Genomic DNA, 21106 nt, shown 5'->3' with positions numbered 1-21106 from the left:
CCGGAGCGCATCCCAGAGGGACATCATGAGCCATCAACTCACCTTCGCCGATAGTGAATTCAGCACTAAGCGCCGTCAGACCCGAAAAGAGATTTTCCTCTCCCGCATGGAGCAGATTCTGCCATGGCAGAATATGACCGCTGTCATCGAGCCGTTTTATCCCAAGGCGGGCAATGGCCGACGGCCCTATCCGCTGGAGACCATGCTGCGTATTCACTGCATGCAGCATTGGTACAACCTGAGCGACGGTGCCATGGAAGATGCCCTGTACGAAATCGCCTCCATGCGCCTGTTTGCCCGATTATCCCTGGATAGCGCCCTGCCGGATCGCACCACCATCATGAATTTCCGCCACCTGCTCGAGCAGCATCAACTGGCCCGTCAATTGTTCAAGACCATCAATCGCTGGCTGGCCGAAGCAGGCGTCATGATGACCCAAGGCACTTTGGTGGATGCCACCATCATTGAGGCACCCAGCTCTACCAAGAACAAAGAGCAGCAACGCGATCCGGAGATGCATCAGACCAAGAAAGGCAATCAGTGGCACTTTGGCATGAAGGCCCACATTGGTGTCGATGCCAAGAGTGGCCTGACCCACAGCCTGGTCACCACCGCGGCCAACGAGCATGACCTCAATCAGCTGGGTAATCTGCTTCATGGAGAGGAGCAATTTGTCTCAGCCGATGCCGGCTACCAAGGAGCGCCACAGCGCGAGGAGCTGGCCGAGGTGGATGTGGACTGGCTGATCGCCGAGCGTCCCGGCAAGGTAAAAACCTTGAAGCAGCATCCGCGCAAGAACAAAACGGCCATCAACATCGAATACATGAAAGCCAGCATCCGTGCCAGGGTGGAGCACCCGTTTCGCATCATCAAGCGGCAGTTCGGCTTCGTGAAAGCCAGATACAAGGGGCTGCTGAAAAACGATAACCAACTGGCGATGTTATTCACCCTGGCCAACCTGTTTCGGGTGGACCAAATGATACGTCAGTGGGAGAGATCTCAGTAAAAACCGGAAATAACGCCAGAAATGGTGGAAAAAATAGCCTAAATAGGCTGATTCGATGTGTTTGCGGGAAAAAAATCGGCCCAGATCCGCGAAATTTTAATCAGCGAGTCAGCTTGGGAAGAAATGACCTGCTTATTCGCACCTTCCCTAAGCCAACGTCGAAATTCGCCTAGTGCCTCTTCTGGGTAAATGTTGGCAGGGAGATTGCCGGCTTTGCTCTGCGGGAACCAATCTGGATATACGTGAGGATGTTTCTGCACATCCCCATACTTTTCGCTAAGCTTGTTACGTTTCCAGTGATTTGACCATCTAGTTCCAACGCTTATATCTGGAACAGTTTTAGGCCCCAGTTCAAATCCAGCATTAATCAAGGGAACGGTGATATCAACCATCTCTCTAAACACACTGAAAAATCCAGCAGGGATTTTATCATTAAGAATTATGCGTTCTTGGAAGCACTTCCAAGCGCCGCTAACTGGGTTTCTTGGATCGATTCCAACACTTCTAAATATAAACTCGCGAAGTGTTTGTCTTGCTAAAAGACGATAATTCCTAAGGGCTGTGGCATTGTTTGCTTGGCTTGCATCAAACGCATAATACTCAAGAATTGCCATGCAGACATAGTCTGGGTACGGATAATGATCCCGCTTTGTTTCTGAAGATGGAATGAACAGTGACTCAACGTCTATACCTTGATCGAGGAGGACGGTATCAATTTTTTTACCACGGGGTTTAAGGCGCTCACTAGCCCAATCAGAAGAAATATCCTGGATTACGCTATGATGCACACCACACATTTCAGCCAGTCCTCGACCAGTGAGATACGGTGTCCCATCATTCAGGACGCCCATTGCCACACCTTCAATCTCAACTTCTTTTACAGGAAATAACTGGAGGTTACCTTGGCGGGGTGATATTGGATTTATCTCATTAACCATTTGATTTTCCTTGTTAAAGTGTGGCGGGCAAACACTATTTTTCACTCACCCAAACGTCTCTTCAGGCCACCATAAGCACGATCGCAACAACCGAGAGCAAAGTAACCACGCCTACTATCAGATATTCTCTCATCACCCAAACGTCTCTTCAGGCCACTGTTAATCTGCTAACCATGCTTACGGTAGGTCTGCGGCATGCTGCCGATCACCTTTCCGAATACGAATATTTTGTTCATCTCTTCCTTCTCAATCGGCTCCCACGGTCGATAGGTCTGGTTGTCTGAGATGACCAAGAGTTTATCTTTCATCTTCTGAAGTCGCTTCACATGGGATGTGTCGTCATAAATGAAAGCGTAAATTCCATCACCATCAAAGTGTTGAACGCTTATATCGACAAACAGCAAATCACCAGGCTCAATCGTTCCAGACATGCTGTCACCGCGAACGTTGATGATGCGGATCTGTTCCTGTTTACGACCATTAAACATCTGACGCGCATCTTCTACTGAGTACTCCACGGAGCGTAATACCTCTACGAACTCACTATTGATCACGCCCGGTCCAGCGCTAACAGCTACATCGAGTACGTCTATACGAAATGTTTCGGTCGATTTCTGTAAGTGCCCCTCCACAATACCATCAGCCACGCTGTCACCTAGCAGGTAAGCTGAAGTTGTACCTATGCTCGCAGCAAGCTCTTGCAGCTTCCCACGCCTTGGAATTGATTCCCCGTTAAACCATTTGCTTACAGCTTTTGGTGTCAGCTTCATATTTTTGGCTATTTCAGCCTGACGACCATGTACCGGCAAACCAGCTTTATCGCAGGCCAGCGCTAGCCTATGGGAAAAGTCTTTTCGCGCTTTTTCTTCCTGAACCATAGGTTCAATCATAATATCACTTGCTTGAACTATCAGTTCCAACATAATATGTACTTACAGTTCAATTTGAGGGTCAAAGAATGCAACCTATTAGTCTTGGCGAAATCATCAAAATGATTCGCGTACCTGTAGTAGCAAAAGCTTGTGAGCGCAGTCCGCGCGCAATTTACAAATGGATCAATAGCGGCTGTTTACCACGCACTGATTACACCGGTGAGACGGATTATGCATCGAAGATTGCTGAAGCTTCAGAGGGGCGATTTACCACCACCCAAATTCTTGAGATCAGCAAACCAAAAGCAGCCTGACAGCAAATTAACCACGAAAGGGAAAGCACTATGCAATCACTTACGTACCAACAAAATACCGGATTCCATTCGTCCGCGATGATAAATCGCACTCAACAAGAGCATGGCGATAAACATGATGCCATTCGTGACGCGGTCCGCTCCTGGGCTGGTGCCGATGGTCAGGACGTAGTTACGGCTCTGATCATCGAAGAGTACCAGGCACAGGGTGGTGACGACATCACTTTCCCTGGCGATCTCTGCCGAAAGCGCCAGAAGCTGTTTCGCTTCCTGGACAATCATTTCAACAGCGAGCGGTACCGCGAGAACGTTCGTCAGCTGACTCCGGCAATCCTCGCTGTCTTGCCGATTGTGTACCGCAGTCGCCTGCTGCCAGAAGACAACATCATGGCTCGCCTGGCACGTATGGAGAAGGAAACCAGCGAAGCGAAGATAGCTGTCGCAATGGATGCGCCGCGTCATCAGAAGCTGAAAGAGCTGAGCGAGGGGATCGTGGAGATGTACCGCGTTGACCCTGGCTTAACCGGTCCGCTGATGGAAATGGTTCAAATGATGCTGGGGGTTGTATGACGGGTTCAAAAATGGCGAAAGCCGCGGTGCGCGAACACCAACGGCTTTCTGGTGCAATTCATTGCGAAATCATTGCGGGGTAAGTATGCCTAACCACAAATTGTTTTGCCAGCGTGTCGGACCGCGACTGGATAAATCTTCCCTTAATTATTCTTCAGGAGGACTTAATGGCCGGGGACTGGATAAAGATGCGTACATCACTGGTCACCAGCCCGAAGGTGAACGGAATTGCGCGAATACTGGAGCGTTCACCGGAGGTGGGAAAAATGTTCACACTTTCGCATAACACCACGTTATCAGACGTTGTAACGCGTAACGTAACCCGTAACGTTACGGTGTCGTTACTAGTAACGTTTTGGTCTGCGGCAAATGAACACTCGCGTAACGGTGTATTTGAAAATGCAGACCTGTCTGATATCGATGATATTGTCGGAGTACCCGGTTTTGGGGCTGCATTATCAACCGTAGGCTGGGCCATTTATGATGCGGAGAATAACTGCGTCATTCTTCCAAACTTCAATGAATACAATACGTCAGGTGATATGCGCTCAGCTACGGCCAAGACAAATGCGCAGCGCCAGAAGGAGTTTCGTGAACGGAAAAAACTCCAGGAAAGTAACGTAACGAGTAACGTTACTAATAACGTAACGCGTAACCACAGAGAAGAGAAGAGAAGAGAAGATCTAAACCCAGAGAGAGAACGCGCGGGCGGAAGTCATTCTGGGGATGATATTTCTGGAAATCACCCACCTCTGCCAGCTATCCCTCCCAAACCTCAGAACGAGGATTTTGGGCCCGGTCTGGATTTTGGCCCATTGGGTAAATTTCCGATCACTGACTCATGGACCCCGTCTCCAGACTTCGTGCGTCAGGCTGCGCTCTGGGGTAAGAACGTCGGCACTGAGCCGGGTTACACCGCTGAAGAACTTCAGCAATTCCGTGATTACTGGATACCTGACGGCAAGGTTAAACACCAGTTGGCTTGGGAGCAGACCTTTGCCAACAGTCTGTTGCAATCGCGTGGTCACGGCCAAAGGACCGTCCATGTTGGACAGCGAGATCCCAACCGAATTTCTGAGCCAGATAAAACCATCCCGACCGGGTTCAGGGGGTAACGGTGAAAAACATTGTTAATTCTGGCAGCGCTCTTGAGCGCCTGAAGAAACTCATTCCGCCAGGAGTTCAGCCGAAGTTCACCAGCGCGGAAGAGCTGCTGGCATGGCAGAGGGAAGAAGGCCTGAAGCGGTGTGAAGAACTGGACAGGCTGAATCAGAAAGCCCGGACAGAGAAAATTTTCGGTCGCTCAGGAATTCAAAGCCTGCACCGCAGCTGCACTTTCGAGAATTACCATGTATCCGGGGAAGGGCAGCGCAAAGCCTTCACGATGGCAAAGAGCTACGCACAGAATTTCGGTGCTGGGTTCGCGAGCTTCGTGTTTAGCGGTGGCCCTGGTACCGGGAAAAACCATCTCGCTGCAGCGATCGGAAATCATCTCCTGTCCGGTGGCCAATCAGTGCTGGTGGTGACAATCCCTGACCTGATGCTGCGCGTTCGCGAGTGCTACGACGGTGGCCAGTCAGAGGCTTCACTTCTGGATGACCTCTGCAAAGTCGATCTGCTGGTGCTGGATGAAGTCGGTATTCAGCGCGGTAGCAACGGGGAGAAAGTTATCCTGAATCAGGTTATCGACCGTCGGCTGTCGTCGATGCGTCCAGTTGGCGTTCTGACGAATCTGAACCATGACGAACTTCTCGGCGCATTGGGTGCGCGGGTTATCGATCGCCTCCAGATGGATGGCGGGATGTGGGTGAACTTTGACTGGGGCAGCTATCGCAAGAACGTTAGCCATCTCCGGATCGTTAAATAACCTCGAGGAAAAATCACTATGGCAAGCAAATCACTGTGGGCAATCGTCGATTTCCTTCGGGTTAACCAGACCATCACGCCTCGTCAGGTCCAGAGCCTGCTGGGATGTGACTGCAAGAAGGCACATAACCTGCTGCTTCACCTGGTACGCAGAGCGGTAGTAATCCGCACTGGCGAGCCGCACCGCCCGGTCTATTCGCTGCAACCCGGCGGGGAGTTGAACATCAAGCAGCTCAAATCGAACATGAGCAAAAACATGGTCACATCAGTTTGCCGCACAAGTCCGGCTATGCAGCGTGTACTGGCGTTTTACGGGAGAGCATCAGCATGAAACCAGATGTTAAAAAAATCATCGCCGATATCAAGGCGACAAAAGGGAACCGCAAATTTTGTAATGGCCTGGCTGGCACACTCCAGGATGATAATTATGCGTCATCGATTTGCAAATACGTTAAAACCGTAACGCCGGAAAGAATCGATCTCCTGATTGAATATGCTGAAAAACTTGAAGCCGAAGTCACAGACATGGCAGTACAGCTCGCTAACGCCGAGAGCAAGTGCAGGGAGCTGGCGGCGGAGAATGCGGCGCTGAAGTCGTTTGGTGACAAGCTATACAGCATGTACAAAGGTCTGGAAACCTCTGGCGGTGGATTCCATGACGAGCAGTCAATTCCCTATCAGCAAGCGGCTCTCGATGCGGCAATATCGGCGTTCGAGGAAATCAAAACCCCAGCCACCGACGCTATTCTGGCTGAAGTGCGGGCGCAGGGTGTGGAGATGTTTGGTCAGTACCACAACTTCAGCGAAAAGCTATTCATCCAGAAAGAATCGAAAAAGTTCGCCACCCAACTTCGCAAAGGAGCCTCGCTATGAGCGACGAAACAATGAAAATAGCATTGGCAAAGCAGTTGACGATTGCTATGCAAAACCTCGGTGCCTCTGTCGAATTACTATGCATTGTTGGGAGTTACGGAGATACACAGACGGACTCTGACATTCTCGAAATGATCGAGCAGCATAACGAGCGCGGAACCTGCATGGATGTGATTATCTCTCCGGAGTTCACCTGGAAACCAAGTTTTGGAGCAGCCAAATGACAGCACTCAACAAACAGGCGCTGCGTGAAGCGGCGCAGGAAGAAATCATGCTCCGCTCTGTAAGTGACACCTCTGATGCCTGGCAGGATGAAGCAAGCCCGGAAGCTGTGCTGGCGCTGCTGGATGAGCTGGAAGCCGAAGAGAATCGGATCGCAGAGCTGGAGACACGGGAGGTGATGCTACCAACGCCGTACCCGAAAGGTTACGGTCTGGCTGCTGATAAATATAACTTTGCACTGGAAGAATGTGCCGACGCAATCCGCGCCGCTGGCATTGGCGTGAAGGGGGTGTGAGATGGCACTGACGAAAAAACAACGTGCAGAGCTACGCATGAAGTTTGGCGGTCGATGTGCTTATTGTGGGTGCGAACTACCAGAGAAAGGCTGGCATGCTGACCATGTTGAGGCTGCATTGCGGAAGTGGGAATTTGGCGAACGTCAGTCCAATGGAACCCGGCGTGCTGTTGCAACCGGGGAATTCTGGCGACCTGAGAATGATGCTATCGAAAATCTTTTCCCGGCTTGCGCACCTTGCAACCTGTTTAAAGCCACATTCAGCGTGGACTTATTCCGGGAAGAAATTACGCGGCAGGCAGAACGTGCTCGCTCATATAGCGTCAACTTCCGCACTGCTGAACGATTTGGCCTGGTTGAAGTTGTCGAAAAGCCGGTTGTGTTCTGGTTTGAAAAATATCAAGAGGGAGCATCAGCATGACAACTAACAACCACCCGGCGCACGGTCCTGTATCACTCGATCGCCTGCACCAGATACGCGAAATACTCAGCAAAGCAGCAGCACAAAGCGACGGCGGTAATCTCGGCTACGCAATGGCTGATGCTGTGAAGGTGATTGATGGGGCTATTGCGGCGTTTGGTGCGAAGCTTGATGAAAATGGTCTTCTTCCATGCCCGCTCTGCGGAGGAGGCGCTGAGTTTGATTATGATGACGATAATCTCAACTGGATATCTTGCAGCGCTTGTGGAATTTCGACCGATACCGTATATCACACAGACATAGATGCGAGAGATAAGTTGCGTGAGGTATGGAACCGCCGCACCGCCATGCTTCAGGCCGAACCTGTAAGTAATAGTGATGAGTTACCGCTGGACTATCTGCAAGGACACAAAGACGGACTGGAGTGGGCTGCACAATTGGCAGAAGCCAATCATCCGCAAACAGGTGACTGGTTGTACGACGACCCAATCGAGCTTGCCAGAGCGATTCGAAAAGGTCCTGATATACCTGAATTTAAGTCAGTATCTGTTGATGAGGATGATAACTTCTACTCGTGGTTTGGCAGGTTCTGGTATGAAAATTATCAGAAAAATAATTATACAACATCTGCAAAACAGATGCTTGGTACGATGGCTGAATTTGCCTATAGGGCAGGTAGAGAGTCGGCAGCGCTGGCTGCCAACTCTCCGGTAACTCCGGATGATTGGCAATTAGTTCCGAAGGAGCCTACAGAAGCGATGAATAAAGCTGGCTGGGCTGCAATTAACGAACATGATGCAATTAACCCGACGTATAGAGCCATGCTCGCAGCAGCACCGCAGCAGGATGTGAAGTGACGAACAAGCTGACAATAATCCGCATAGATATAAATCAAGGCCCTTAGGGGCCTCTTATTCTATGATAAATGGACTTTGTTTGAGAGTGACATCATGAAGCCGAAGAAGCTAAATGCCGATCAGCAATACAAATTAGACCTTGAGTTAGTCAAGAAGAAACCCGCTAACCGGGCCGAGGCAAAAGCCCATTTGGCGGCACAGTTACGGATTAGCAAGCACAAGGCACAGTCATCTTCAAAAATCCGCATTGGAAGTTTCAGGGGAAGAAAGAAGGTGCATTTCAGTAAGGCGGAAGAAGAGGCTAGGGCAGCGCTAAATAAAGCAAATGCCATTAGATTTTCAGAAGGGGAGGTCGAGTCCGTCGATACGGATCGAATCTCAGAAAGTAACAAACGCTGGCGCGGGAGAACTGCTGACTAATGTCTGACTGGAATATTGCTGCAAAGCCGCAGGAAGAGCGCGATAAGGTTAACGTTGACCTGGCAGCCTCCGGAGTGGCGTACAAAGAGCGTATGAACATGCCGGTTATCGCTGAGCAGGTGGCCCGCGAGCAGCCAGAGAATCTTCGCGAATACTTCATGGAGCGCGTTCATTACTACCGCGAGCAGAGCCTGACGCTGCCGAAAGCATCCGATTCGCGCTATCTGGATATGGCTGCGCAGAATGAGAAGAAGTAATGGGCTGTCTCATTGTAAGCGGCATCAAGTTTTACGTTCTGGCAGAAGGTGAGTCATATCCGGATCCGCATGCTGATAACCGGTATGTCGGCGCATATGCCGTATTCCCGTTCGAGGGAAAATGGGTAGCTCAGAAGTATTTCAGGGGAGGGCGCTGGAGTGATATCACCGAACGCCGATTCAACACTGAAAGCGAGGCATTCAACTTCACATACGAATACGCGCTTACCCCGGAAAATCGCTTTAAATATTAACCCGAATCGGCGAGTTTTTTATTGCATTGATTTTCCATTATCAACTGTACATAATGTCAGTGTCAGTCTGAGCAACTGACAACCTTATGCGCCACGGAGAGCACCATGGCGCACGAACTACAACTAATCAAGCAGTCTTCAGGAATCCTGATCCCCGCCACGCCGGAGACCAGTGATATTCTGCAATCAAAATTCAAGCTCGGTGCCGTGCTGGTGGCTGAGTTCAGGCAGGTGAGGAATCCCGCATTCCATCGCCGCTTCTTCGCGTTACTCAATCTCGGTTTCGAATACTGGGAACCTACTGGCGGAGCAATCTCCTCCAACGAACGCAAGCTGGTAACCGGCTATGCCAAGTTTCTTGCCTCATTCGCGGGAAGTGAAGCCGCACTCCTGGATGCTGCCGAGCAATATCTGGACCGTATCGCCGATAAACGCGCCGGTAGTATCAGCATCTGCAAATCCTATGACGCATACCGCGCATGGGTGATCGTCGAATCCGGCCACTACGACGCCATACAGCTTCCCGACGGCACCCTTCGCAAACACCCCCGCAGCATCGCCTTCGCCAACATGGACGAAACCGAGTTCCAGCAGCTGTACAAAGCCGCGCTCGATGTTCTGTGGCGCTGGGTATTGTCCCGGGCATTTAAAGACCAACGTGAAGCGGAAAACGCCGCATCGCAGCTCATGAGCTTTGCGGGATGATGGCGATGAAAACAAGTTGGTTCCACCATCACGAATGCACAACCGATCAGGCCGACGAGCTGGTGGCCAGTTACCGTCGTCGTGGCGCCACGGTAGAACGTAGCCTGAATCGCGACAACATCACCTGGACCGTCAGCGTGCAGCTGCCGGAAAGCGAGAAAGCGCCGCGCCCTAGCCAGGTATGGCAAAGCAAGGCGTGGGGGTGAGTATGGCTAAGCTACCGCGCCGTAAGTGCGCCAACAAAGAATGTCGCCAGTGGTTCCACCCGGTGCGTGACACGCAGACCGTCTGCGGTTATGAGTGTGCCACTGCCGTCGGCAAAGAGCAGACCAGAAAAGCCCGGGAGGATGCACGGCGCAAGGAGTCCGCCAAACAGCGCGCCACTGAGAAGAAAGAGCGAGCCGCCTGGCGCCAGCGTAAAGCTGCAGTTAAGCCGCTGAAGCACTGGGAAGATTTAACGCAGCGTGTCGTCAATGACTACATCCGCGAGCGTGATGCCGATCTGCCATGCATTAGCTGCGGGACGTTCGAAACCGTCCAGTGGGAAGCCGGTCACTACCGATCACGCGGTAAGGCATCACATCTCCGCTATCACGAAGACAATATCAGTAAACAGTGCCACCACTGTAACGTGCAGTTGTCGGGCAATCAGCAGCAGTACCGCCTTGGCCTTATCGAGAAAATAGGGCCTGAGCGCGTCGAGGCACTCGAAAACAATAACGTCCCACACCGATACACCATCGAAGAACTCGAAACCATTAGGAAGCACTACAGCGCGCTTCGCCGTGGATTAATTAAGAGCAGGGAGGCTGCATGACATTTGAATCCTATTTTGCCGATCACCTCCGCGTTCGTTGGCAACGATTGCGCTTATATCACTTTCCCGGCTCTGTACTGACGGACTACCGAATACTGAAGAACTACATCAAAACCATAGGCGGTGCTGTATGAACACTCAATTTCTCGAATACGTGCGCCAGCAACTGATAGTGGCCACCGCCGATCTGAGTGGTGCGACAAAAGGGCAGTTGATGGCGTGGCTTGAAAACGCGCAGTTCGATACGGGAACGTTTAAACGTAAAAAGCCTCGAGTGCTGGATGAAGTGACCGGGGAAATGATTACGCTGGATAACCCGCCAATACCGGGCAAGCAGTCGCATGCCAAGGGCTCACATATTCCGCTGGTGCAGCCGGTTGAATACTCCACTGCATCGTGGCGCCGTGCGCTGATGACGCTCGAAGAACACCAGAAGGCCTGGCTGCTATGGAACTACAGCGAGAATGTACGCTGGGATAATCAGGTGCTGATTACTCAGTGGGGTTGGCAACAGTTCAGCCAGCAACTGGCCGGGAAGAGGGTGGCGAAGAAGACTATCGACCGGTTGCGTCAGTTGATATGGCTGGCGGCGCAAGATGTGAAGAAGGGTATTCGTGGTGGCGATCAATATAGCGGCATTGAGCTTGCGGAACTGACTGGAGTAGAAGAGAAAAACTGGTACAAGACATTTGGTGACCAATGGCAAACTATGCAGACGGTTTTTGAGTCGCTTGATAGAGATGCTTTGCTCACAGTTTCTCGATCACGTTCACAACAAAAGGCGACTAATTTCGAACAAACTATTGCTAAAGTAGAGAAAATAGCGCATATTTGAGTTTAATTTGATATTGTGCCAATGTTGTGTTCAGGGGTGGCAATTCAATTGCCGTTGAAGAAAATATGGCGCTTGAGTTAACCCGTTATTACTCGGATAAGCGAACCAGCCAGATGCGGGGTTTTGATTTTCCCCGCTGTAGATTCTTACTGGCTTAAGGTGATGCAAAAGCACGTATTGCATCATAATAATGTGCATAACGATTGAAAAATGGTGGATACATGCGTAATATGCCGCGCCATTGAAGGGACACTTCAATCCTAATTTGAATGAAAAAAAGTAGCGCCAACCTCTTGTCAGCATCCAACTATTTATGTAGGTTGGATTTGTAGAGCAAATCAAGGCCCTGCTAAGGATATTTAATTTGAACAAAATTCAGCCTACTGTCGTGTATACGATGACTTTTTTTATCATCCCTGCTTGGGGATTTTGGCTGCTTTCGCTCGTTAAATAATCAAACAGACGTATCCGTTCTGTTTTCTAAAGCTTTTCATCTCCTTATACAGCTAAAATACCCTCGGATTCGACTTGCGGCCGCATGTCGGTATTTTTGCTATGTATAAGGAATAATTTATAGAAGCCTCTGAAAACTCTGCTTCCGGAGTAAAAGTCTGGATACTGACCTTTATGGTTGGTTTACTGATGGCGATCGTATCGTTTTTTGCGGTTAGAATTGTCGACACTGTCGATGAATCTGAAGCCAACGTTCAGACTCTCAAAGAAGTACAGGCATCCCAAGGCGAAGTGATTAAAGGTCTTCAGCGTGACCGAGACAGAGCCGAGAAAGAACTTGAAAGGTTGCGAGACCAAGTAGAGAGCCTGAAAGAAGATAACGCTCTATTAAAAGCGAAGAAAGGCATCCGAACTTCGTACATTCACAAGCCACCTAAGGGTGGCTTTTTTTGTTTCTGGAGGGTAAGAAAATGCACCAGTAAGCGGATAGACCGCAGCCGATAGGCAATGTAGCAGTCATGATGCTGCCCAGAGTCGCCTATGAGCGAGCCTGTGTAGTGATGGGTCAAGGTTCTTATATCAAAACAAACTCCGGTAAAGCAGCGCGAACGCCAGACGCGCACCGGTCATAAGCGGCGATGACGCGACAGATACTCGAGGGCACGAGCGCAGCCACTGCGAGAGTGTGGATAATAATTTATAGCCTCGCTTATGCGGGGCTTTTCTATTTCAGGCTCACGGGAATCATCCGCTACGTGCTTTGTTGATAAATTCAGCCCGTGAAGCCTGACCCTCTACACACGGAATAACTATGTCTGAGCCAATCACAATTGCCAGTGGGGTGACCTCCGCTACGGTAGGGATCACTTTCGCCACTATGTTCCCGGAGGCGACGCCTGGCGTAATGTTATGTGCGCTTGCCGGGGCGGCAATGTATGTGCTGACCTCAGAGCCTCATCAACTCTGGAAGCAGATGCTCTTCGCGGTCATCTCATTCATGGGGGGCGTGTTCTTCTCCGTTCCCATGGCAAAGATACTCGCCGGGGTAATCAACACAGCCCTCGGGTTGTTGCAGCCGCCAGTCAGTATCGAAGTTTCACCGAATGTCGGTGCGCTGGTATCCGCTTCCATTTCCGTCGCAGTCCTGCTTCGAATCGTCGCCAAATCACGGCGCGGCAAGATGCCCGGGCTGGAGGAGGAAGGGAAATGACATGGCATTCCGTCATCCTGGACGCAAACGCGATCATCTGTATGGCGATCGTGGTGCGCCTGATGTTCTTCAGTAAAGCCGGGAAGACACACCGACCCAGTTATGCGTGGATGGCTTACCTGCTGATTCTGGCGGCTGGCTTCACCGCTTTCCGTATTCTTCTCGGGCGTTACAGTAACGTTGACCCGGGTGAGTTATTCCTCAACCTGGCCATATGTATTGCTGTCTGGCGTGCCAAAGGCAATCTGGCAAAAGTCGTAAGGGCTGAATGATGACCAAAGACGATATCTTCAACAGCATTCTCGGCAAAGAGGGTGGCTACGTTAATCACCCGAACGATAAGGGCGGCCCGACAAACTGGGGCATCACTCAGGCAACGGCACGCGCCCATGGCTATACCGGTGATATGCGTAACCTGACACGGCAGCAAGCTCTCGAAATACTCGAGGCTGATTACTGGTATGGTCCACGCTTCGACCAGGTAGCTACCGTGTCGCCGGTCATCGCTGCCGAACTGTGCGACACCGGCGTGAATATGGGGCCATCAGTGCAGGTGAAATGGTTCCAGCGTTGGCTGAATGTCTTCAATAACCAGCAGCAGCTCTATCCCGATCTGATCGCCGATGGCCAGATTGGCCCGCGAAGTATCAGCGCCCTTAAATCCTTTCTGGCGAAACGCGGAAGTGAAGGGGAATCCGTATTGCTCCGCGGACTGAACTGCAGCCAAGGTCAACGATATCTCGAACTGGCAGAACAGCGCCCGGCTAACGAGTCATTTGTGTATGGCTGGGTACGGGAGCGCGTGAGTCTATGACGAAACTGAAAGCTATTCTGGCTTCTATCGGCTTCGCAATCATTATGGTGCTCGGCGCTTTTGGCCTGGGCAGCATGCGTGGTCGCGAAAAGGCTGAAGCCAAATCGGATAAACAGCGTACCGATGATAACGCCACAGCCACCAAAGCAGCCGCAGAACGTCGCGTCGAAGCAACCAGAGAGGCCAGCAATGTACAGCAGACTGTTAGCCATATGCCTGATGACGATGTTGATCGGGAGCTGCGCGCAAACTGGACCCGCAAAGGTTGAGGTCATCGATACAGGATGTGACTGGGTGAGCGCGATTCGCCTTACTGAGCACGACATCGAAGTGATGGACCGCCAGACGAAGCGCGACATCCTGGCGCATAACAAATCGTGGCAGGCGAACTGCAAACAACCAACCGATAGCAGTTTATTAACTCGGTGATTAAGTGCTAAGTTGTGGCTATTTTAGATTAAAAAATAATCAATCGTGGTATGATAGACCTCATTCTTAGAGGGGTTAAAAATATGTCATTCTTCGATTACGCACTTAAACGCGTTGAAGCGGCGACCAAAACAACAGTGGCTTGCCCGATATGCGGCCATAACTCGAACCACCCGTCCACAAAAGTACGGCAAGAACTACCGTTGCTCTGCCCTCAATGCAAATCACTGTTTGTCATTCACAGATAACATGCGACCTGCTGAATATAACCGCCTACGGGCGGTTTTTTATTGCCATCACCATGGGCAGAACTATCGTAATGGCAATATTGAGCATCGTTACCAACTTTTCATTGTTGCTGTGTATCTATAATCTCAGACGTGCTCTTATCGATTTCTTGTAAAATATGCTCAACCTGGTTATTGAACCCCTTGAATTTAATGACACGCTTAGTGATTTTTCTTCCCTCACCATTGAGCCCAAGTGACACTTTCTCAGTTGAAGCTTTTGCGCCTAATTCAGCCGATGCGGAGCCATCATAGAACTCTTCAATTTCAACTTCTTCAGCCGCGAGAATTCTTCTTGCTATAGCGAGTTCTTGTTGGACTTTTGCCTGAGATTGAAAAACTAACGACTGAAGTTCCGCCTTTTGGGCTTCATCAGATAGTTGGGCTGAAGTCTGTGCGCTATCAGTCGATTTTTTACTAAAGGCTTCAATAGCCTTTCGTGCCGCTAATTCAATAACTAAACCGGTAGCTCCGCCATAAAGTCCTAACATCAGTTTTACCCTGTAGAGTGTGGTTGATTGAGGTATCGGCAAAGTGATTAGATAACTTAACTCTAATCGAATGATTTTTTCACTTTATTTTCAGTCGTCACAATCTCTAAAAAGGAATGTCTAATGAGCAAGCCGGACTGGGAGGCTATCGAATCGGCTTACCGGGCCGGAGTGATGTCCCTCCGTGAGATTGCATCGCAGAACGGCATCAGCGAAGGCGCTATCCGTAAGCGTGCCAAACGTGATGAATGGTCTCGTGACCTCAATGCGAAGGTGAAAGAGCGTGCAGACGATCTGGTACGCAAAGCCGAGGTACGCAAACAGGTACGCAGCGAAACGGTACTTTCTGAGCGCGTACTAATCGAGGCCACTGCCGAGGTGATTGCTACGGTGCGCATGGAGCATCGCGGTGACATACGGCGAGCCAGGGAGATCACCAATGCTCTGTTTGATGAGTTGGGCGCTGAGTGTGCGGACGTAGCTTCTCTTCGTAAGCTGGGCGAGCTGATGCTTGAGCCGGACGAGAATGGACGCGATAAGCTCAACGAGATTTACCACTCAATTATCAGCATGCCGGAACGAGTCAAAGCAGTGAAAGCGTTGAGTGATGCGATGAAAAACCTTGTCGGCCTTGAGCGCCAGGCATATGACATTGGCGAGAAAGAGCCTGCTAAGGACGTCACTCACAACGTAATGCTGGTACCAACCAGCGACAATGTGGATAGCTGGGAAGCAGCAGCACAGAAGCAACAGAACGAGGTTCTTGGTGGATGAATTACAAAGCCGTCTGGAAACCTTTGCCGGGATCGCAGTCGCTCTCCCTGAGTTGCCCATGCAACGAAATACTCTACGAGGGGACGCGCGGACCGGGTAAAACTGCCGCGCAGCTGGCGCGCTTTCGTCGCCTGGTTGGTCTGGGCTACGGCTCGTTCTGGCGTGGCGTGATATTCGATACCGAGTATAAAAACCTCACCGACATCATCACCCAGTCAAAGCGTATGTATCGCCTGTTCAACGACGGTGCCCGATATCTGGCCTCAGCATCTGAGCTGCGCTGGGTGTGGCCGACTGGTGAGGAGCTGCTGTTCCGCTTCGGGAAAGAAGAGGGCGACTACTGGGATTACCACGGCCAGGAGTTCCCGTTTATCGGGTTTAACGAGCTGACCAAGCAGCAGTCGGGTGAGTTCTACGAGATGATGTTCTCCTGCCGGCGATCATCTTTTCGGCCCGAGAACTACCCGAGGGATGATGGCTCACTGCTGAAGCCGATTCCACTGGAGACATTCAGCACCACAAACCCGTTTGGCATCGGCCACACATGGGTTAAGAAGCGCTTCATTGAGCCTGCGCCGCGCGGCACCATCATTCGCGAAACGCAGAAGGTGTTTAACCCTCAGACCGAGCGAGAAGAGGACGTGACGCTGACGCGTGTCGCTATCCACGGTTCGTTCAAAGAGAACCCGTATCTGGATCCGCAGTACATCGCGACGCTGATGGCAATCAAAGACCCTAACCGGCGCAAAGCCTGGGTAGAGGGTTCATGGGATGTCACCAGCGGTGGTCGCTTTGACCATCTGTGGAATGCCTCGCATCACGTGATTAAGCCGTTCCGCATTCCCGATAGCTGGACGGTTGACCGCTCTCATGACTGGGGAGAATCGAAGCCGTTCTCCAACCTCTGGTGGGCGCGGGCTGACGGCACCACCGCCGAGCTGCCTGATGGTCGCCAGTTCTGCCCGCCTGCCGGGTCGTTGATCCTCATTGGCGAGTGGTACGGCTGCCCGCCTGATGAGCTGAACAAAGGGCTGAATATGTCATCCACCAACGTTGCTAAGGGCGTGGCGTGGATTGATAAGCGTCTGGTGGGAGAGGAGCTTGCTGAGCCTGAGGAGATAAAACTCAACGGGGTGACGCAGGGGCAGCTGAACATCATGCCCGGTATCTGCAAGAAGGTTGTTCCCGGACCTGCTGACGGGGCTATCTACAACACCGGTGATGACGAATTATCTATTGCCCAGAAAATGGAATCCCAGGGCGTTAAATGGGTGCCATCCAACAAGAAGCCGGGTTCACGCGTGAACGGCGCGGCACTGTTTGCTGACATGCTGGAGGCCGTCATTGAGGGCAAGAAGCTGGAATCAGGTATGCCAGAGAAACCAGCATTCTACGTGTTTGACTACTGCCGGGGCTGGATTAGCCGTGTTCCGGTTCTCGTTCGCGACAGTAAGAACCCTGACGATGTAGACACACAGCAGGAAGATCACGATTGGGATGGCACGCGCTATGCCGCCCTACATTCACCGCCGAAGAAAGTCGGCAAAGTCACCAGCCTGAGGCTCTAAACCCATGCCTGATATTTCAACCCCCAATCTGGACTATGGGAACATGGTGCAGGCGTGGGACATCAACGACGCCCTGATGGGCGGCACGCTGTACATGCGCCAGCTTGGTGAGGCTTATCTGCCGCGCTGGCCAAAAGAGGACAAAGAGGATTACAAAAAGCGCCTGGCTGTGGCCACGCTTCTTCCTGCCTACGAAGAGACCATCAACCAGAACGTTGGCCGCGTATTCGCTGAGCCGATCCAACTGGGCGAGAACGTCCCGGATGCGCTGCGCGAATTTGCGAGGAACGTGGATCTTGAAGGCAGTCGCCTCGATGTATGGGCACAGGCGTTCTTCAGCCTGGCGATGCAGTACGGTCTGTCCCACGCGCTGGTGGACTACCCCCGGGTCGATGCCGAGCAGGTAAAGACCAAGGCTGATGAAAAGGCCACCGGAGCGCGTCCCTATGTGACGATGCTGAATCCCCGCCAGGTGATCGGCTGGAAGTCTAAAATGGTGGACGGCAAAGTGGTGCTGACTGCGCTGCGTATCAAAGAGGTTGTGGTCGAAGACGGCGACGACTTCGGGCAGACCAAGGTCGAGCAAATACGGTACCTGACACCTGGAAAGGTGGAAATTTACCGCAAGGCCAAGGATGCTGACGGTGCCGCGAACTGGGCGCTATTCGAGGGGTGGCAGACATCCCGCCAGGATATCACTCTGGTCACGCTCTACACCAAACGCACCGGGTTTATGTGTGGTTCACCACCGCTTCTCAACATGGCTCTGCTGAATATCAAGCACTGGCAGAGTCAAAGCGAGCAGGACAACATCCTGCACGTCGCCAGAGTGCCGTTGCTCACGGTGTTCGGGCTGGAGGAGGGGCAAGAACTTGTGATTGGCTCATCTTCTGCCACTTCATTCTCCGATCGGCAAAGGCAGGGTCTGGAATACGTCGAGCACACAGGTTCCTCCATCGGTGCCGGCAAAGAGTCGCTGGCAGAGCTGGTGGAGCAGATGCGACAGGCGGGTGCGAAGCTGTTGCGCACCGAAAACACCTCTACCAAATCGGTAGACCAGACCTCAGAAGAGAAAATGCAGGAGCAGTCACCGCTCTATACCATGGCGACAAGCCTGGAAGATGCGATCGACAACATCCTGCAAATTATGGCTGAGTACATCGGGGAATCTGAGGGGGGGAACGTCGATGTCCGCACCGAGCTGGATGTCGAGTCGAAAGAGTTCAATCCTCCTGCTGCACTGGCCATTCAGTCGCTACGCCAGGGCGGTGATATCCGTCGCGTGGACGCCATCAAGTCTCTGCAGAAGCTGAACATCATCGATGCCGATGCGGATCCAGATGTGGTGCTGAGCGAACTGCTGGCTGAGTCGGCTTCACTGACAGAACCACCGCCTGGCGAGGTGTGATATGGCCCGTTCAGTTAATGATCGCCTGCAGGATGAGACGATAGCGCACGGGCTGTACGTGAACCGCTACGGCACGGGCGTCGCCCGGCGCATGGTGGCATTGCTAAACAGGCTTGATGCTGACCTGGCAGCCAAACTACTGGTGCTGCTGGACGGTAAGCGAGCTGACACGTACAGCGCCCGCCGCCTGGCGTCATTGCTGGTGGGTGTGCGTGACCTCAACCAGCAGGCCTATGAACCGGTTAATACTGCGCTGGCGCGCGAACTGACGCGCTACGTTGAGTATGAAGCCGGGTATCAACTGGACCTGTTCAGCAGCATCATACCCAAGCAGATTCTCCAGCATGCTCCGCTCCAGAGCATCGCACCCGAGCAGGTTTACGCTGCGGCAGTGGCGCAGCCCTTCCAGGGGCGATTGCTGAAGGAGTGGGGTCAGAAGCTAGAATCGGATCGACTGGACAAAATCACTAACGCTGTGCGTTCTGGGTATCTCCAAGGCGAAACGGTAGAGCAGATTGTTAAACGTGTGGCTGGTACGCCGAAACTCAACCGTGAAGATGGGGTGATTAACGCCTCCCGGCGTGACCTTGCCGTGGTGACCCGCACTGCGGTGAACCATATGGCCGCAACAGCACGCCAGGAGTTCGCTCAGGCTAATAGCGACATCGTGAAGGCCAAGCAGTGGTCATCAACGCTCGACACCCATACGAGCCAGTGGTGCATCATTCGCGACCGAAAACTCTACACGCTCGACGGCAAGCCGCTGGGGCATGTGGTCCCGTATCTACGCGGACCCGGCAAAATCCACTTCTGCTGTCGGTCCGGTGAAATCCTCATTACGAAATCGTGGGAGGAGTTGCAGATACCGCCTGACGAAATGAGCAGCGCTACACGTGCCTCGATGGACGGGCAGGTACCAGCGCATACCAGTTATGCCGACTGGCTTGCGCGGCAGCCATACGTGCGGCAGGAGCAGGTGCTGGGCGTTACCCGCGCCATGATGCTGCGTGACGGCAAAATCACGGTACCGGAGATGTTTAACGATGCCGGGGAGTTCCTCACCCTGGATGAACTGCGCCGCGTGGATGCGTCGGCGTTTGAGGGTTAACCATGCAAAACGAGAAAGACAAAACTGTCACCCTGACTGAGGCTGAGCGCAAATTCATCATGATTGCGATGATTGCCTATGCCTTATCTGGTGAGCTGTCAGAAGAAGACGCAAAAATCGCAGAGCAAATAACCAATAAGCTCTGAGCATTACAAAATTCAACTCAAGGCTGCCTTCGGGTGGCCTTTTTTATGCCTGCCGCTGAGCGGATGCGACGCGGTGATCGGGTCGGATGACCTATTACCAATGGCCGGAAGGCTGGAGCAAAAACAATGAAACTGAAACTTGATGCTAACGGAAATGTGGTCGTTGAAAACGGTATGCCTGTGTACATCCATGATGACGGCAAAGAAATCCCGTTCGATGCGGTCGCAGCGATGACCAAAATCACCTCTCTGAATGGCGAGGCGAAAACTCACCGTGAAGCGAAGGAAGCGGCGGAAGCCAACCTCGCGAAATTCTCTGGCATCACCGACCCGGCCAAGGCGCTCGAAGCCCTGGAAATGATGACCAAAATCGACCAAAAAAAACTGATCGATGCTGGTGCGGTTGACCAGGTAAAGGCGGAGATCACCAAAGTTTTCCAACAGCAGCTGGACGAGGCGAACGGCAAGACCAAGCAGCTGGAAACTCAACTCTACGACGAGATGATCGGCGGCCGCTTCGGTGGCTCTAAGTACATTTCCGAGAAGATGGCGATCCCGACTGAGTTCGTGCGTTCCTACTTCGGTCAGAACTTCAAAATCGAAGAAGGGAAGGTTGTGGCCTACGACGGACAGGGCAATAAGGTGTTCTCACGCACCAAGCCCGGCGAGTTAGCCAGCTTTGATGAGGCCCTGGAGTCTCTGGTCGAGTCGCATCCGCAGAAAGATTACATCCTCAAAGCGTCCGGTAACAGCGGCGGCGGTTCTCACCAGTCGCAGCACCAGGCCGGGCAAAAAACCATGAAACGCGATGCGTTTGATTCCCTGGATAACGCTGGCAAGCAAGCAGCGCTGAAAGACGGCGTCAGCATCGTCGATTAAATCGAAAGGAGCCATAA

At 52.0% G+C, this 21106-nt stretch carries 35 protein-coding genes; 33 read left to right on the top strand and 2 right to left on the bottom strand.

The window, feature by feature from the left end:
• Window positions 1-25 precede the first annotated feature (25 nt).
• Both HV037_RS14540 and HV037_RS24810 read left to right on the top strand, forming a co-directional pair.
• Window positions 26-1006, top strand: a complete 981-nt coding sequence (locus tag HV037_RS14540; RefSeq protein ID WP_000019445.1) for an IS5-like element ISKpn26 family transposase — start codon at window positions 26-28, stop codon at window positions 1004-1006.
• Window positions 988-1179, top strand: coding sequence for a hypothetical protein (locus HV037_RS24810; protein WP_326926155.1), 192 nt, complete (start codon window positions 988-990; stop codon window positions 1177-1179). The genes HV037_RS14540 and HV037_RS24810 overlap by 19 nt, the downstream gene beginning before the upstream one ends.
• A gap of 932 nt (window positions 1180-2111) precedes the next feature.
• Here HV037_RS24810 and HV037_RS14530 read toward each other — a convergent pair.
• Window positions 2112-2867, bottom strand: a complete 756-nt coding sequence (locus HV037_RS14530; protein WP_049259699.1) for an XRE family transcriptional regulator — start codon at window positions 2865-2867, stop codon at window positions 2112-2114.
• A gap of 35 nt (window positions 2868-2902) precedes the next feature.
• On the opposite strand from HV037_RS14530, the gene HV037_RS14525 reads away from it, so the two are divergent.
• From HV037_RS14525 to HV037_RS24440, 25 genes are all read left to right on the top strand, one after another.
• On the top strand, window positions 2903-3130 hold the full coding sequence (locus HV037_RS14525) for a hypothetical protein (protein ID WP_016156713.1): 228 nt from the start codon (window positions 2903-2905) through the stop codon (window positions 3128-3130).
• Between the two features lie 30 nt (window positions 3131-3160).
• Entirely contained in the window at window positions 3161-3700 is a 540-nt protein-coding gene (locus HV037_RS14520; protein ID WP_049041812.1) for a toxin YdaT domain-containing protein, read from the top strand.
• Between the two features lie 167 nt (window positions 3701-3867).
• Complete coding sequence (locus HV037_RS14515) at window positions 3868-4815, top strand: DnaT-like ssDNA-binding domain-containing protein (RefSeq protein ID WP_016156235.1); 948 nt, start codon at window positions 3868-3870, stop codon at window positions 4813-4815.
• 2 nt (window positions 4816-4817) lie between these two features.
• Window positions 4818-5567: an ATP-binding protein gene (locus HV037_RS14510; RefSeq protein WP_049041809.1), complete on the top strand. Its 750-nt coding sequence runs from the start codon at window positions 4818-4820 to the stop codon at window positions 5565-5567.
• Between the two features lie 18 nt (window positions 5568-5585).
• Window positions 5586-5897 (top strand): hypothetical protein, encoded by a 312-nt coding sequence (locus HV037_RS14505; RefSeq protein WP_049041807.1) that lies wholly within the window; start codon window positions 5586-5588, stop codon window positions 5895-5897.
• Window positions 5894-6439, top strand: a complete 546-nt coding sequence (locus HV037_RS14500) for a hypothetical protein (RefSeq protein WP_049041805.1) — start codon at window positions 5894-5896, stop codon at window positions 6437-6439. The genes HV037_RS14505 and HV037_RS14500 overlap by 4 nt, the downstream gene beginning before the upstream one ends.
• Window positions 6436-6663 carry a hypothetical protein gene (locus HV037_RS14495; protein WP_049041802.1) on the top strand — a complete coding sequence of 76 codons (228 nt, stop codon included), beginning with the start codon at window positions 6436-6438 and terminating at the stop codon, window positions 6661-6663. The genes HV037_RS14500 and HV037_RS14495 overlap by 4 nt, the downstream gene beginning before the upstream one ends.
• Window positions 6660-6956, top strand: a complete 297-nt coding sequence (locus HV037_RS14490) for an ead/Ea22-like family protein (RefSeq protein WP_053089138.1) — start codon at window positions 6660-6662, stop codon at window positions 6954-6956. Before HV037_RS14495 ends, HV037_RS14490 begins: the two co-directional genes overlap by 4 nt.
• Before the next feature lies 1 nt (window position 6957).
• Entirely contained in the window at window positions 6958-7377 is a 420-nt protein-coding gene (locus HV037_RS14485; protein WP_049041799.1) for an HNH endonuclease signature motif containing protein, read from the top strand.
• On the top strand, window positions 7374-8234 hold the full coding sequence (locus HV037_RS14480; RefSeq protein ID WP_103283917.1) for a Lar family restriction alleviation protein: 861 nt from the start codon (window positions 7374-7376) through the stop codon (window positions 8232-8234). Before HV037_RS14485 ends, HV037_RS14480 begins: the two co-directional genes overlap by 4 nt.
• Window positions 8235-8327: 93 nt before the next feature.
• The gene (locus HV037_RS14475) at window positions 8328-8654 is read left to right on the top strand and encodes a hypothetical protein (RefSeq protein ID WP_049041775.1); all 327 of its coding nucleotides are present in this window, start codon (window positions 8328-8330) and stop codon (window positions 8652-8654) included.
• Window positions 8654-8911 (top strand): DNA polymerase III subunit theta, encoded by a 258-nt coding sequence (locus tag HV037_RS14470; protein ID WP_049041771.1) that lies wholly within the window; start codon window positions 8654-8656, stop codon window positions 8909-8911. Before HV037_RS14475 ends, HV037_RS14470 begins: the two co-directional genes overlap by 1 nt.
• Complete coding sequence (locus HV037_RS14465) at window positions 8911-9165, top strand: hypothetical protein (protein ID WP_049041769.1); 255 nt, start codon at window positions 8911-8913, stop codon at window positions 9163-9165. Before HV037_RS14470 ends, HV037_RS14465 begins: the two co-directional genes overlap by 1 nt.
• Before the next feature lie 105 nt (window positions 9166-9270).
• The gene (locus HV037_RS14460; RefSeq protein WP_049041767.1) at window positions 9271-9870 is read left to right on the top strand and encodes a DUF1367 family protein; all 600 of its coding nucleotides are present in this window, start codon (window positions 9271-9273) and stop codon (window positions 9868-9870) included.
• The gene (locus HV037_RS14455; RefSeq protein WP_049041776.1) at window positions 9870-10076 is read left to right on the top strand and encodes a hypothetical protein; all 207 of its coding nucleotides are present in this window, start codon (window positions 9870-9872) and stop codon (window positions 10074-10076) included. Before HV037_RS14460 ends, HV037_RS14455 begins: the two co-directional genes overlap by 1 nt.
• Window positions 10077-10078: 2 nt before the next feature.
• The gene (locus HV037_RS14450; protein ID WP_103283916.1) at window positions 10079-10687 is read left to right on the top strand and encodes a recombination protein NinG; all 609 of its coding nucleotides are present in this window, start codon (window positions 10079-10081) and stop codon (window positions 10685-10687) included.
• On the top strand, window positions 10684-10821 hold the full coding sequence (locus HV037_RS14445; RefSeq protein ID WP_016156248.1) for a YlcG family protein: 138 nt from the start codon (window positions 10684-10686) through the stop codon (window positions 10819-10821). The genes HV037_RS14450 and HV037_RS14445 overlap by 4 nt, the downstream gene beginning before the upstream one ends.
• The gene (locus HV037_RS14440; protein WP_049041761.1) at window positions 10818-11522 is read left to right on the top strand and encodes a bacteriophage antitermination protein Q; all 705 of its coding nucleotides are present in this window, start codon (window positions 10818-10820) and stop codon (window positions 11520-11522) included. The genes HV037_RS14445 and HV037_RS14440 overlap by 4 nt, the downstream gene beginning before the upstream one ends.
• 627 nt (window positions 11523-12149) lie before the next feature.
• Window positions 12150-12479, top strand: coding sequence for a hypothetical protein (locus HV037_RS14435; RefSeq protein WP_049041759.1), 330 nt, complete (start codon window positions 12150-12152; stop codon window positions 12477-12479).
• A 307-nt stretch (window positions 12480-12786) separates the two neighbouring features.
• Entirely contained in the window at window positions 12787-13185 is a 399-nt protein-coding gene (locus tag HV037_RS14430; RefSeq protein ID WP_049041756.1) for a putative holin, read from the top strand.
• Complete coding sequence (locus HV037_RS14425; protein WP_049041753.1) at window positions 13182-13457, top strand: phage holin family protein; 276 nt, start codon at window positions 13182-13184, stop codon at window positions 13455-13457. The genes HV037_RS14430 and HV037_RS14425 overlap by 4 nt, the downstream gene beginning before the upstream one ends.
• Window positions 13457-13999 carry a glycosyl hydrolase 108 family protein gene (locus HV037_RS14420; RefSeq protein ID WP_049041746.1) on the top strand — a complete coding sequence of 181 codons (543 nt, stop codon included), beginning with the start codon at window positions 13457-13459 and terminating at the stop codon, window positions 13997-13999. Before HV037_RS14425 ends, HV037_RS14420 begins: the two co-directional genes overlap by 1 nt.
• Window positions 13996-14268 (top strand): hypothetical protein, encoded by a 273-nt coding sequence (locus tag HV037_RS14415; RefSeq protein WP_049041743.1) that lies wholly within the window; start codon window positions 13996-13998, stop codon window positions 14266-14268. Before HV037_RS14420 ends, HV037_RS14415 begins: the two co-directional genes overlap by 4 nt.
• The gene (locus HV037_RS24605; RefSeq protein ID WP_049041740.1) at window positions 14225-14428 is read left to right on the top strand and encodes a hypothetical protein; all 204 of its coding nucleotides are present in this window, start codon (window positions 14225-14227) and stop codon (window positions 14426-14428) included. Before HV037_RS14415 ends, HV037_RS24605 begins: the two co-directional genes overlap by 44 nt.
• Before the next feature lie 50 nt (window positions 14429-14478).
• Entirely contained in the window at window positions 14479-14676 is a 198-nt protein-coding gene (locus tag HV037_RS24440; protein WP_316340051.1) for a YnfU family zinc-binding protein, read from the top strand.
• Window positions 14677-14777: 101 nt separating this feature from the next.
• Here the strand turns inward: HV037_RS24440 and HV037_RS14410 are convergent, their stop codons facing one another.
• Complete coding sequence (locus HV037_RS14410) at window positions 14778-15206, bottom strand: hypothetical protein (protein ID WP_049041738.1); 429 nt, start codon at window positions 15204-15206, stop codon at window positions 14778-14780.
• A gap of 123 nt (window positions 15207-15329) precedes the next feature.
• Here HV037_RS14410 and HV037_RS14405 point away from each other — a divergent pair, with 123 nt between their 5' ends.
• The 6 genes from HV037_RS14405 (at window position 15330) to HV037_RS14380 (ending at window position 21089) form a co-directional block, all read left to right on the top strand.
• Window positions 15330-15980 (top strand): hypothetical protein, encoded by a 651-nt coding sequence (locus tag HV037_RS14405; RefSeq protein WP_049041734.1) that lies wholly within the window; start codon window positions 15330-15332, stop codon window positions 15978-15980.
• The gene (locus HV037_RS14400; protein ID WP_049041731.1) at window positions 15977-17548 is read left to right on the top strand and encodes a terminase; all 1572 of its coding nucleotides are present in this window, start codon (window positions 15977-15979) and stop codon (window positions 17546-17548) included. The genes HV037_RS14405 and HV037_RS14400 overlap by 4 nt, the downstream gene beginning before the upstream one ends.
• 4 nt (window positions 17549-17552) lie before the next feature.
• The gene (locus HV037_RS14395; protein ID WP_049041730.1) at window positions 17553-18956 is read left to right on the top strand and encodes a DUF4055 domain-containing protein; all 1404 of its coding nucleotides are present in this window, start codon (window positions 17553-17555) and stop codon (window positions 18954-18956) included.
• A 1-nt stretch (window position 18957) separates the two neighbouring features.
• Window positions 18958-20064: a phage minor head protein gene (locus HV037_RS14390; RefSeq protein ID WP_049041728.1), complete on the top strand. Its 1107-nt coding sequence runs from the start codon at window positions 18958-18960 to the stop codon at window positions 20062-20064.
• A 2-nt stretch (window positions 20065-20066) separates the two neighbouring features.
• On the top strand, window positions 20067-20210 hold the full coding sequence (locus HV037_RS14385; RefSeq protein ID WP_158655785.1) for a hypothetical protein: 144 nt from the start codon (window positions 20067-20069) through the stop codon (window positions 20208-20210).
• A 126-nt stretch (window positions 20211-20336) separates the two neighbouring features.
• Window positions 20337-21089 carry a DUF6651 domain-containing protein gene (locus HV037_RS14380; protein ID WP_049041726.1) on the top strand — a complete coding sequence of 251 codons (753 nt, stop codon included), beginning with the start codon at window positions 20337-20339 and terminating at the stop codon, window positions 21087-21089.
• Window positions 21090-21106 lie beyond the last annotated feature (17 nt).

This window comes from Citrobacter sp. RHBSTW-00017, from assembly GCF_013797615.1.
Taxonomy (GTDB): domain Bacteria; phylum Pseudomonadota; class Gammaproteobacteria; order Enterobacterales; family Enterobacteriaceae; genus Citrobacter; species Citrobacter braakii.
This window is presented reverse-complemented; position numbering and strand designations above follow the sequence as displayed.

Excerpts from the sequence above, each read along its gene's own strand:
- HV037_RS14540 (WP_000019445.1), top strand. The coding sequence starts at position 26 with ATGAGCCATCAACTCACCTTCGCCGATAGTGAATTCAGCACTAAGCGC.
- HV037_RS14530 (WP_049259699.1), bottom strand. The coding sequence starts at position 2,867 with ATGTTGGAACTGATAGTTCAAGCAAGTGATATTATGATTGAACCTATG.
- HV037_RS14525 (WP_016156713.1), top strand. The coding sequence starts at position 2,903 with ATGCAACCTATTAGTCTTGGCGAAATCATCAAAATGATTCGCGTACCT.
- HV037_RS14520 (WP_049041812.1), top strand. The coding sequence starts at position 3,161 with ATGCAATCACTTACGTACCAACAAAATACCGGATTCCATTCGTCCGCG.
- HV037_RS14515 (WP_016156235.1), top strand. The coding sequence starts at position 3,868 with ATGGCCGGGGACTGGATAAAGATGCGTACATCACTGGTCACCAGCCCG.
- HV037_RS14505 (WP_049041807.1), top strand. The coding sequence starts at position 5,586 with ATGGCAAGCAAATCACTGTGGGCAATCGTCGATTTCCTTCGGGTTAAC.
- HV037_RS14500 (WP_049041805.1), top strand. The coding sequence starts at position 5,894 with ATGAAACCAGATGTTAAAAAAATCATCGCCGATATCAAGGCGACAAAA.
- HV037_RS14495 (WP_049041802.1), top strand. The coding sequence starts at position 6,436 with ATGAGCGACGAAACAATGAAAATAGCATTGGCAAAGCAGTTGACGATT.
- HV037_RS14490 (WP_053089138.1), top strand. The coding sequence starts at position 6,660 with ATGACAGCACTCAACAAACAGGCGCTGCGTGAAGCGGCGCAGGAAGAA.
- HV037_RS14485 (WP_049041799.1), top strand. The coding sequence starts at position 6,958 with ATGGCACTGACGAAAAAACAACGTGCAGAGCTACGCATGAAGTTTGGC.
- HV037_RS14480 (WP_103283917.1), top strand. The coding sequence starts at position 7,374 with ATGACAACTAACAACCACCCGGCGCACGGTCCTGTATCACTCGATCGC.
- HV037_RS14475 (WP_049041775.1), top strand. The coding sequence starts at position 8,328 with ATGAAGCCGAAGAAGCTAAATGCCGATCAGCAATACAAATTAGACCTT.
- HV037_RS14470 (WP_049041771.1), top strand. The coding sequence starts at position 8,654 with ATGTCTGACTGGAATATTGCTGCAAAGCCGCAGGAAGAGCGCGATAAG.
- HV037_RS14465 (WP_049041769.1), top strand. The coding sequence starts at position 8,911 with ATGGGCTGTCTCATTGTAAGCGGCATCAAGTTTTACGTTCTGGCAGAA.
- HV037_RS14460 (WP_049041767.1), top strand. The coding sequence starts at position 9,271 with ATGGCGCACGAACTACAACTAATCAAGCAGTCTTCAGGAATCCTGATC.
- HV037_RS14455 (WP_049041776.1), top strand. The coding sequence starts at position 9,870 with ATGGCGATGAAAACAAGTTGGTTCCACCATCACGAATGCACAACCGAT.
- HV037_RS14450 (WP_103283916.1), top strand. The coding sequence starts at position 10,079 with ATGGCTAAGCTACCGCGCCGTAAGTGCGCCAACAAAGAATGTCGCCAG.
- HV037_RS14445 (WP_016156248.1), top strand. The coding sequence starts at position 10,684 with ATGACATTTGAATCCTATTTTGCCGATCACCTCCGCGTTCGTTGGCAA.
- HV037_RS14440 (WP_049041761.1), top strand. The coding sequence starts at position 10,818 with ATGAACACTCAATTTCTCGAATACGTGCGCCAGCAACTGATAGTGGCC.
- HV037_RS14435 (WP_049041759.1), top strand. The coding sequence starts at position 12,150 with ATGGTTGGTTTACTGATGGCGATCGTATCGTTTTTTGCGGTTAGAATT.
- HV037_RS14430 (WP_049041756.1), top strand. The coding sequence starts at position 12,787 with ATGTCTGAGCCAATCACAATTGCCAGTGGGGTGACCTCCGCTACGGTA.
- HV037_RS14425 (WP_049041753.1), top strand. The coding sequence starts at position 13,182 with ATGACATGGCATTCCGTCATCCTGGACGCAAACGCGATCATCTGTATG.
- HV037_RS14420 (WP_049041746.1), top strand. The coding sequence starts at position 13,457 with ATGACCAAAGACGATATCTTCAACAGCATTCTCGGCAAAGAGGGTGGC.
- HV037_RS14415 (WP_049041743.1), top strand. The coding sequence starts at position 13,996 with ATGACGAAACTGAAAGCTATTCTGGCTTCTATCGGCTTCGCAATCATT.
- HV037_RS24605 (WP_049041740.1), top strand. The coding sequence starts at position 14,225 with ATGTTGATCGGGAGCTGCGCGCAAACTGGACCCGCAAAGGTTGAGGTC.
- HV037_RS24440 (WP_316340051.1), top strand. The coding sequence starts at position 14,479 with ATGATAGACCTCATTCTTAGAGGGGTTAAAAATATGTCATTCTTCGAT.
- HV037_RS14410 (WP_049041738.1), bottom strand. The coding sequence starts at position 15,206 with ATGTTAGGACTTTATGGCGGAGCTACCGGTTTAGTTATTGAATTAGCG.
- HV037_RS14405 (WP_049041734.1), top strand. The coding sequence starts at position 15,330 with ATGAGCAAGCCGGACTGGGAGGCTATCGAATCGGCTTACCGGGCCGGA.
- HV037_RS14400 (WP_049041731.1), top strand. The coding sequence starts at position 15,977 with ATGAATTACAAAGCCGTCTGGAAACCTTTGCCGGGATCGCAGTCGCTC.
- HV037_RS14395 (WP_049041730.1), top strand. The coding sequence starts at position 17,553 with ATGCCTGATATTTCAACCCCCAATCTGGACTATGGGAACATGGTGCAG.
- HV037_RS14390 (WP_049041728.1), top strand. The coding sequence starts at position 18,958 with ATGGCCCGTTCAGTTAATGATCGCCTGCAGGATGAGACGATAGCGCAC.
- HV037_RS14385 (WP_158655785.1), top strand. The coding sequence starts at position 20,067 with ATGCAAAACGAGAAAGACAAAACTGTCACCCTGACTGAGGCTGAGCGC.
- HV037_RS14380 (WP_049041726.1), top strand. The coding sequence starts at position 20,337 with ATGAAACTGAAACTTGATGCTAACGGAAATGTGGTCGTTGAAAACGGT.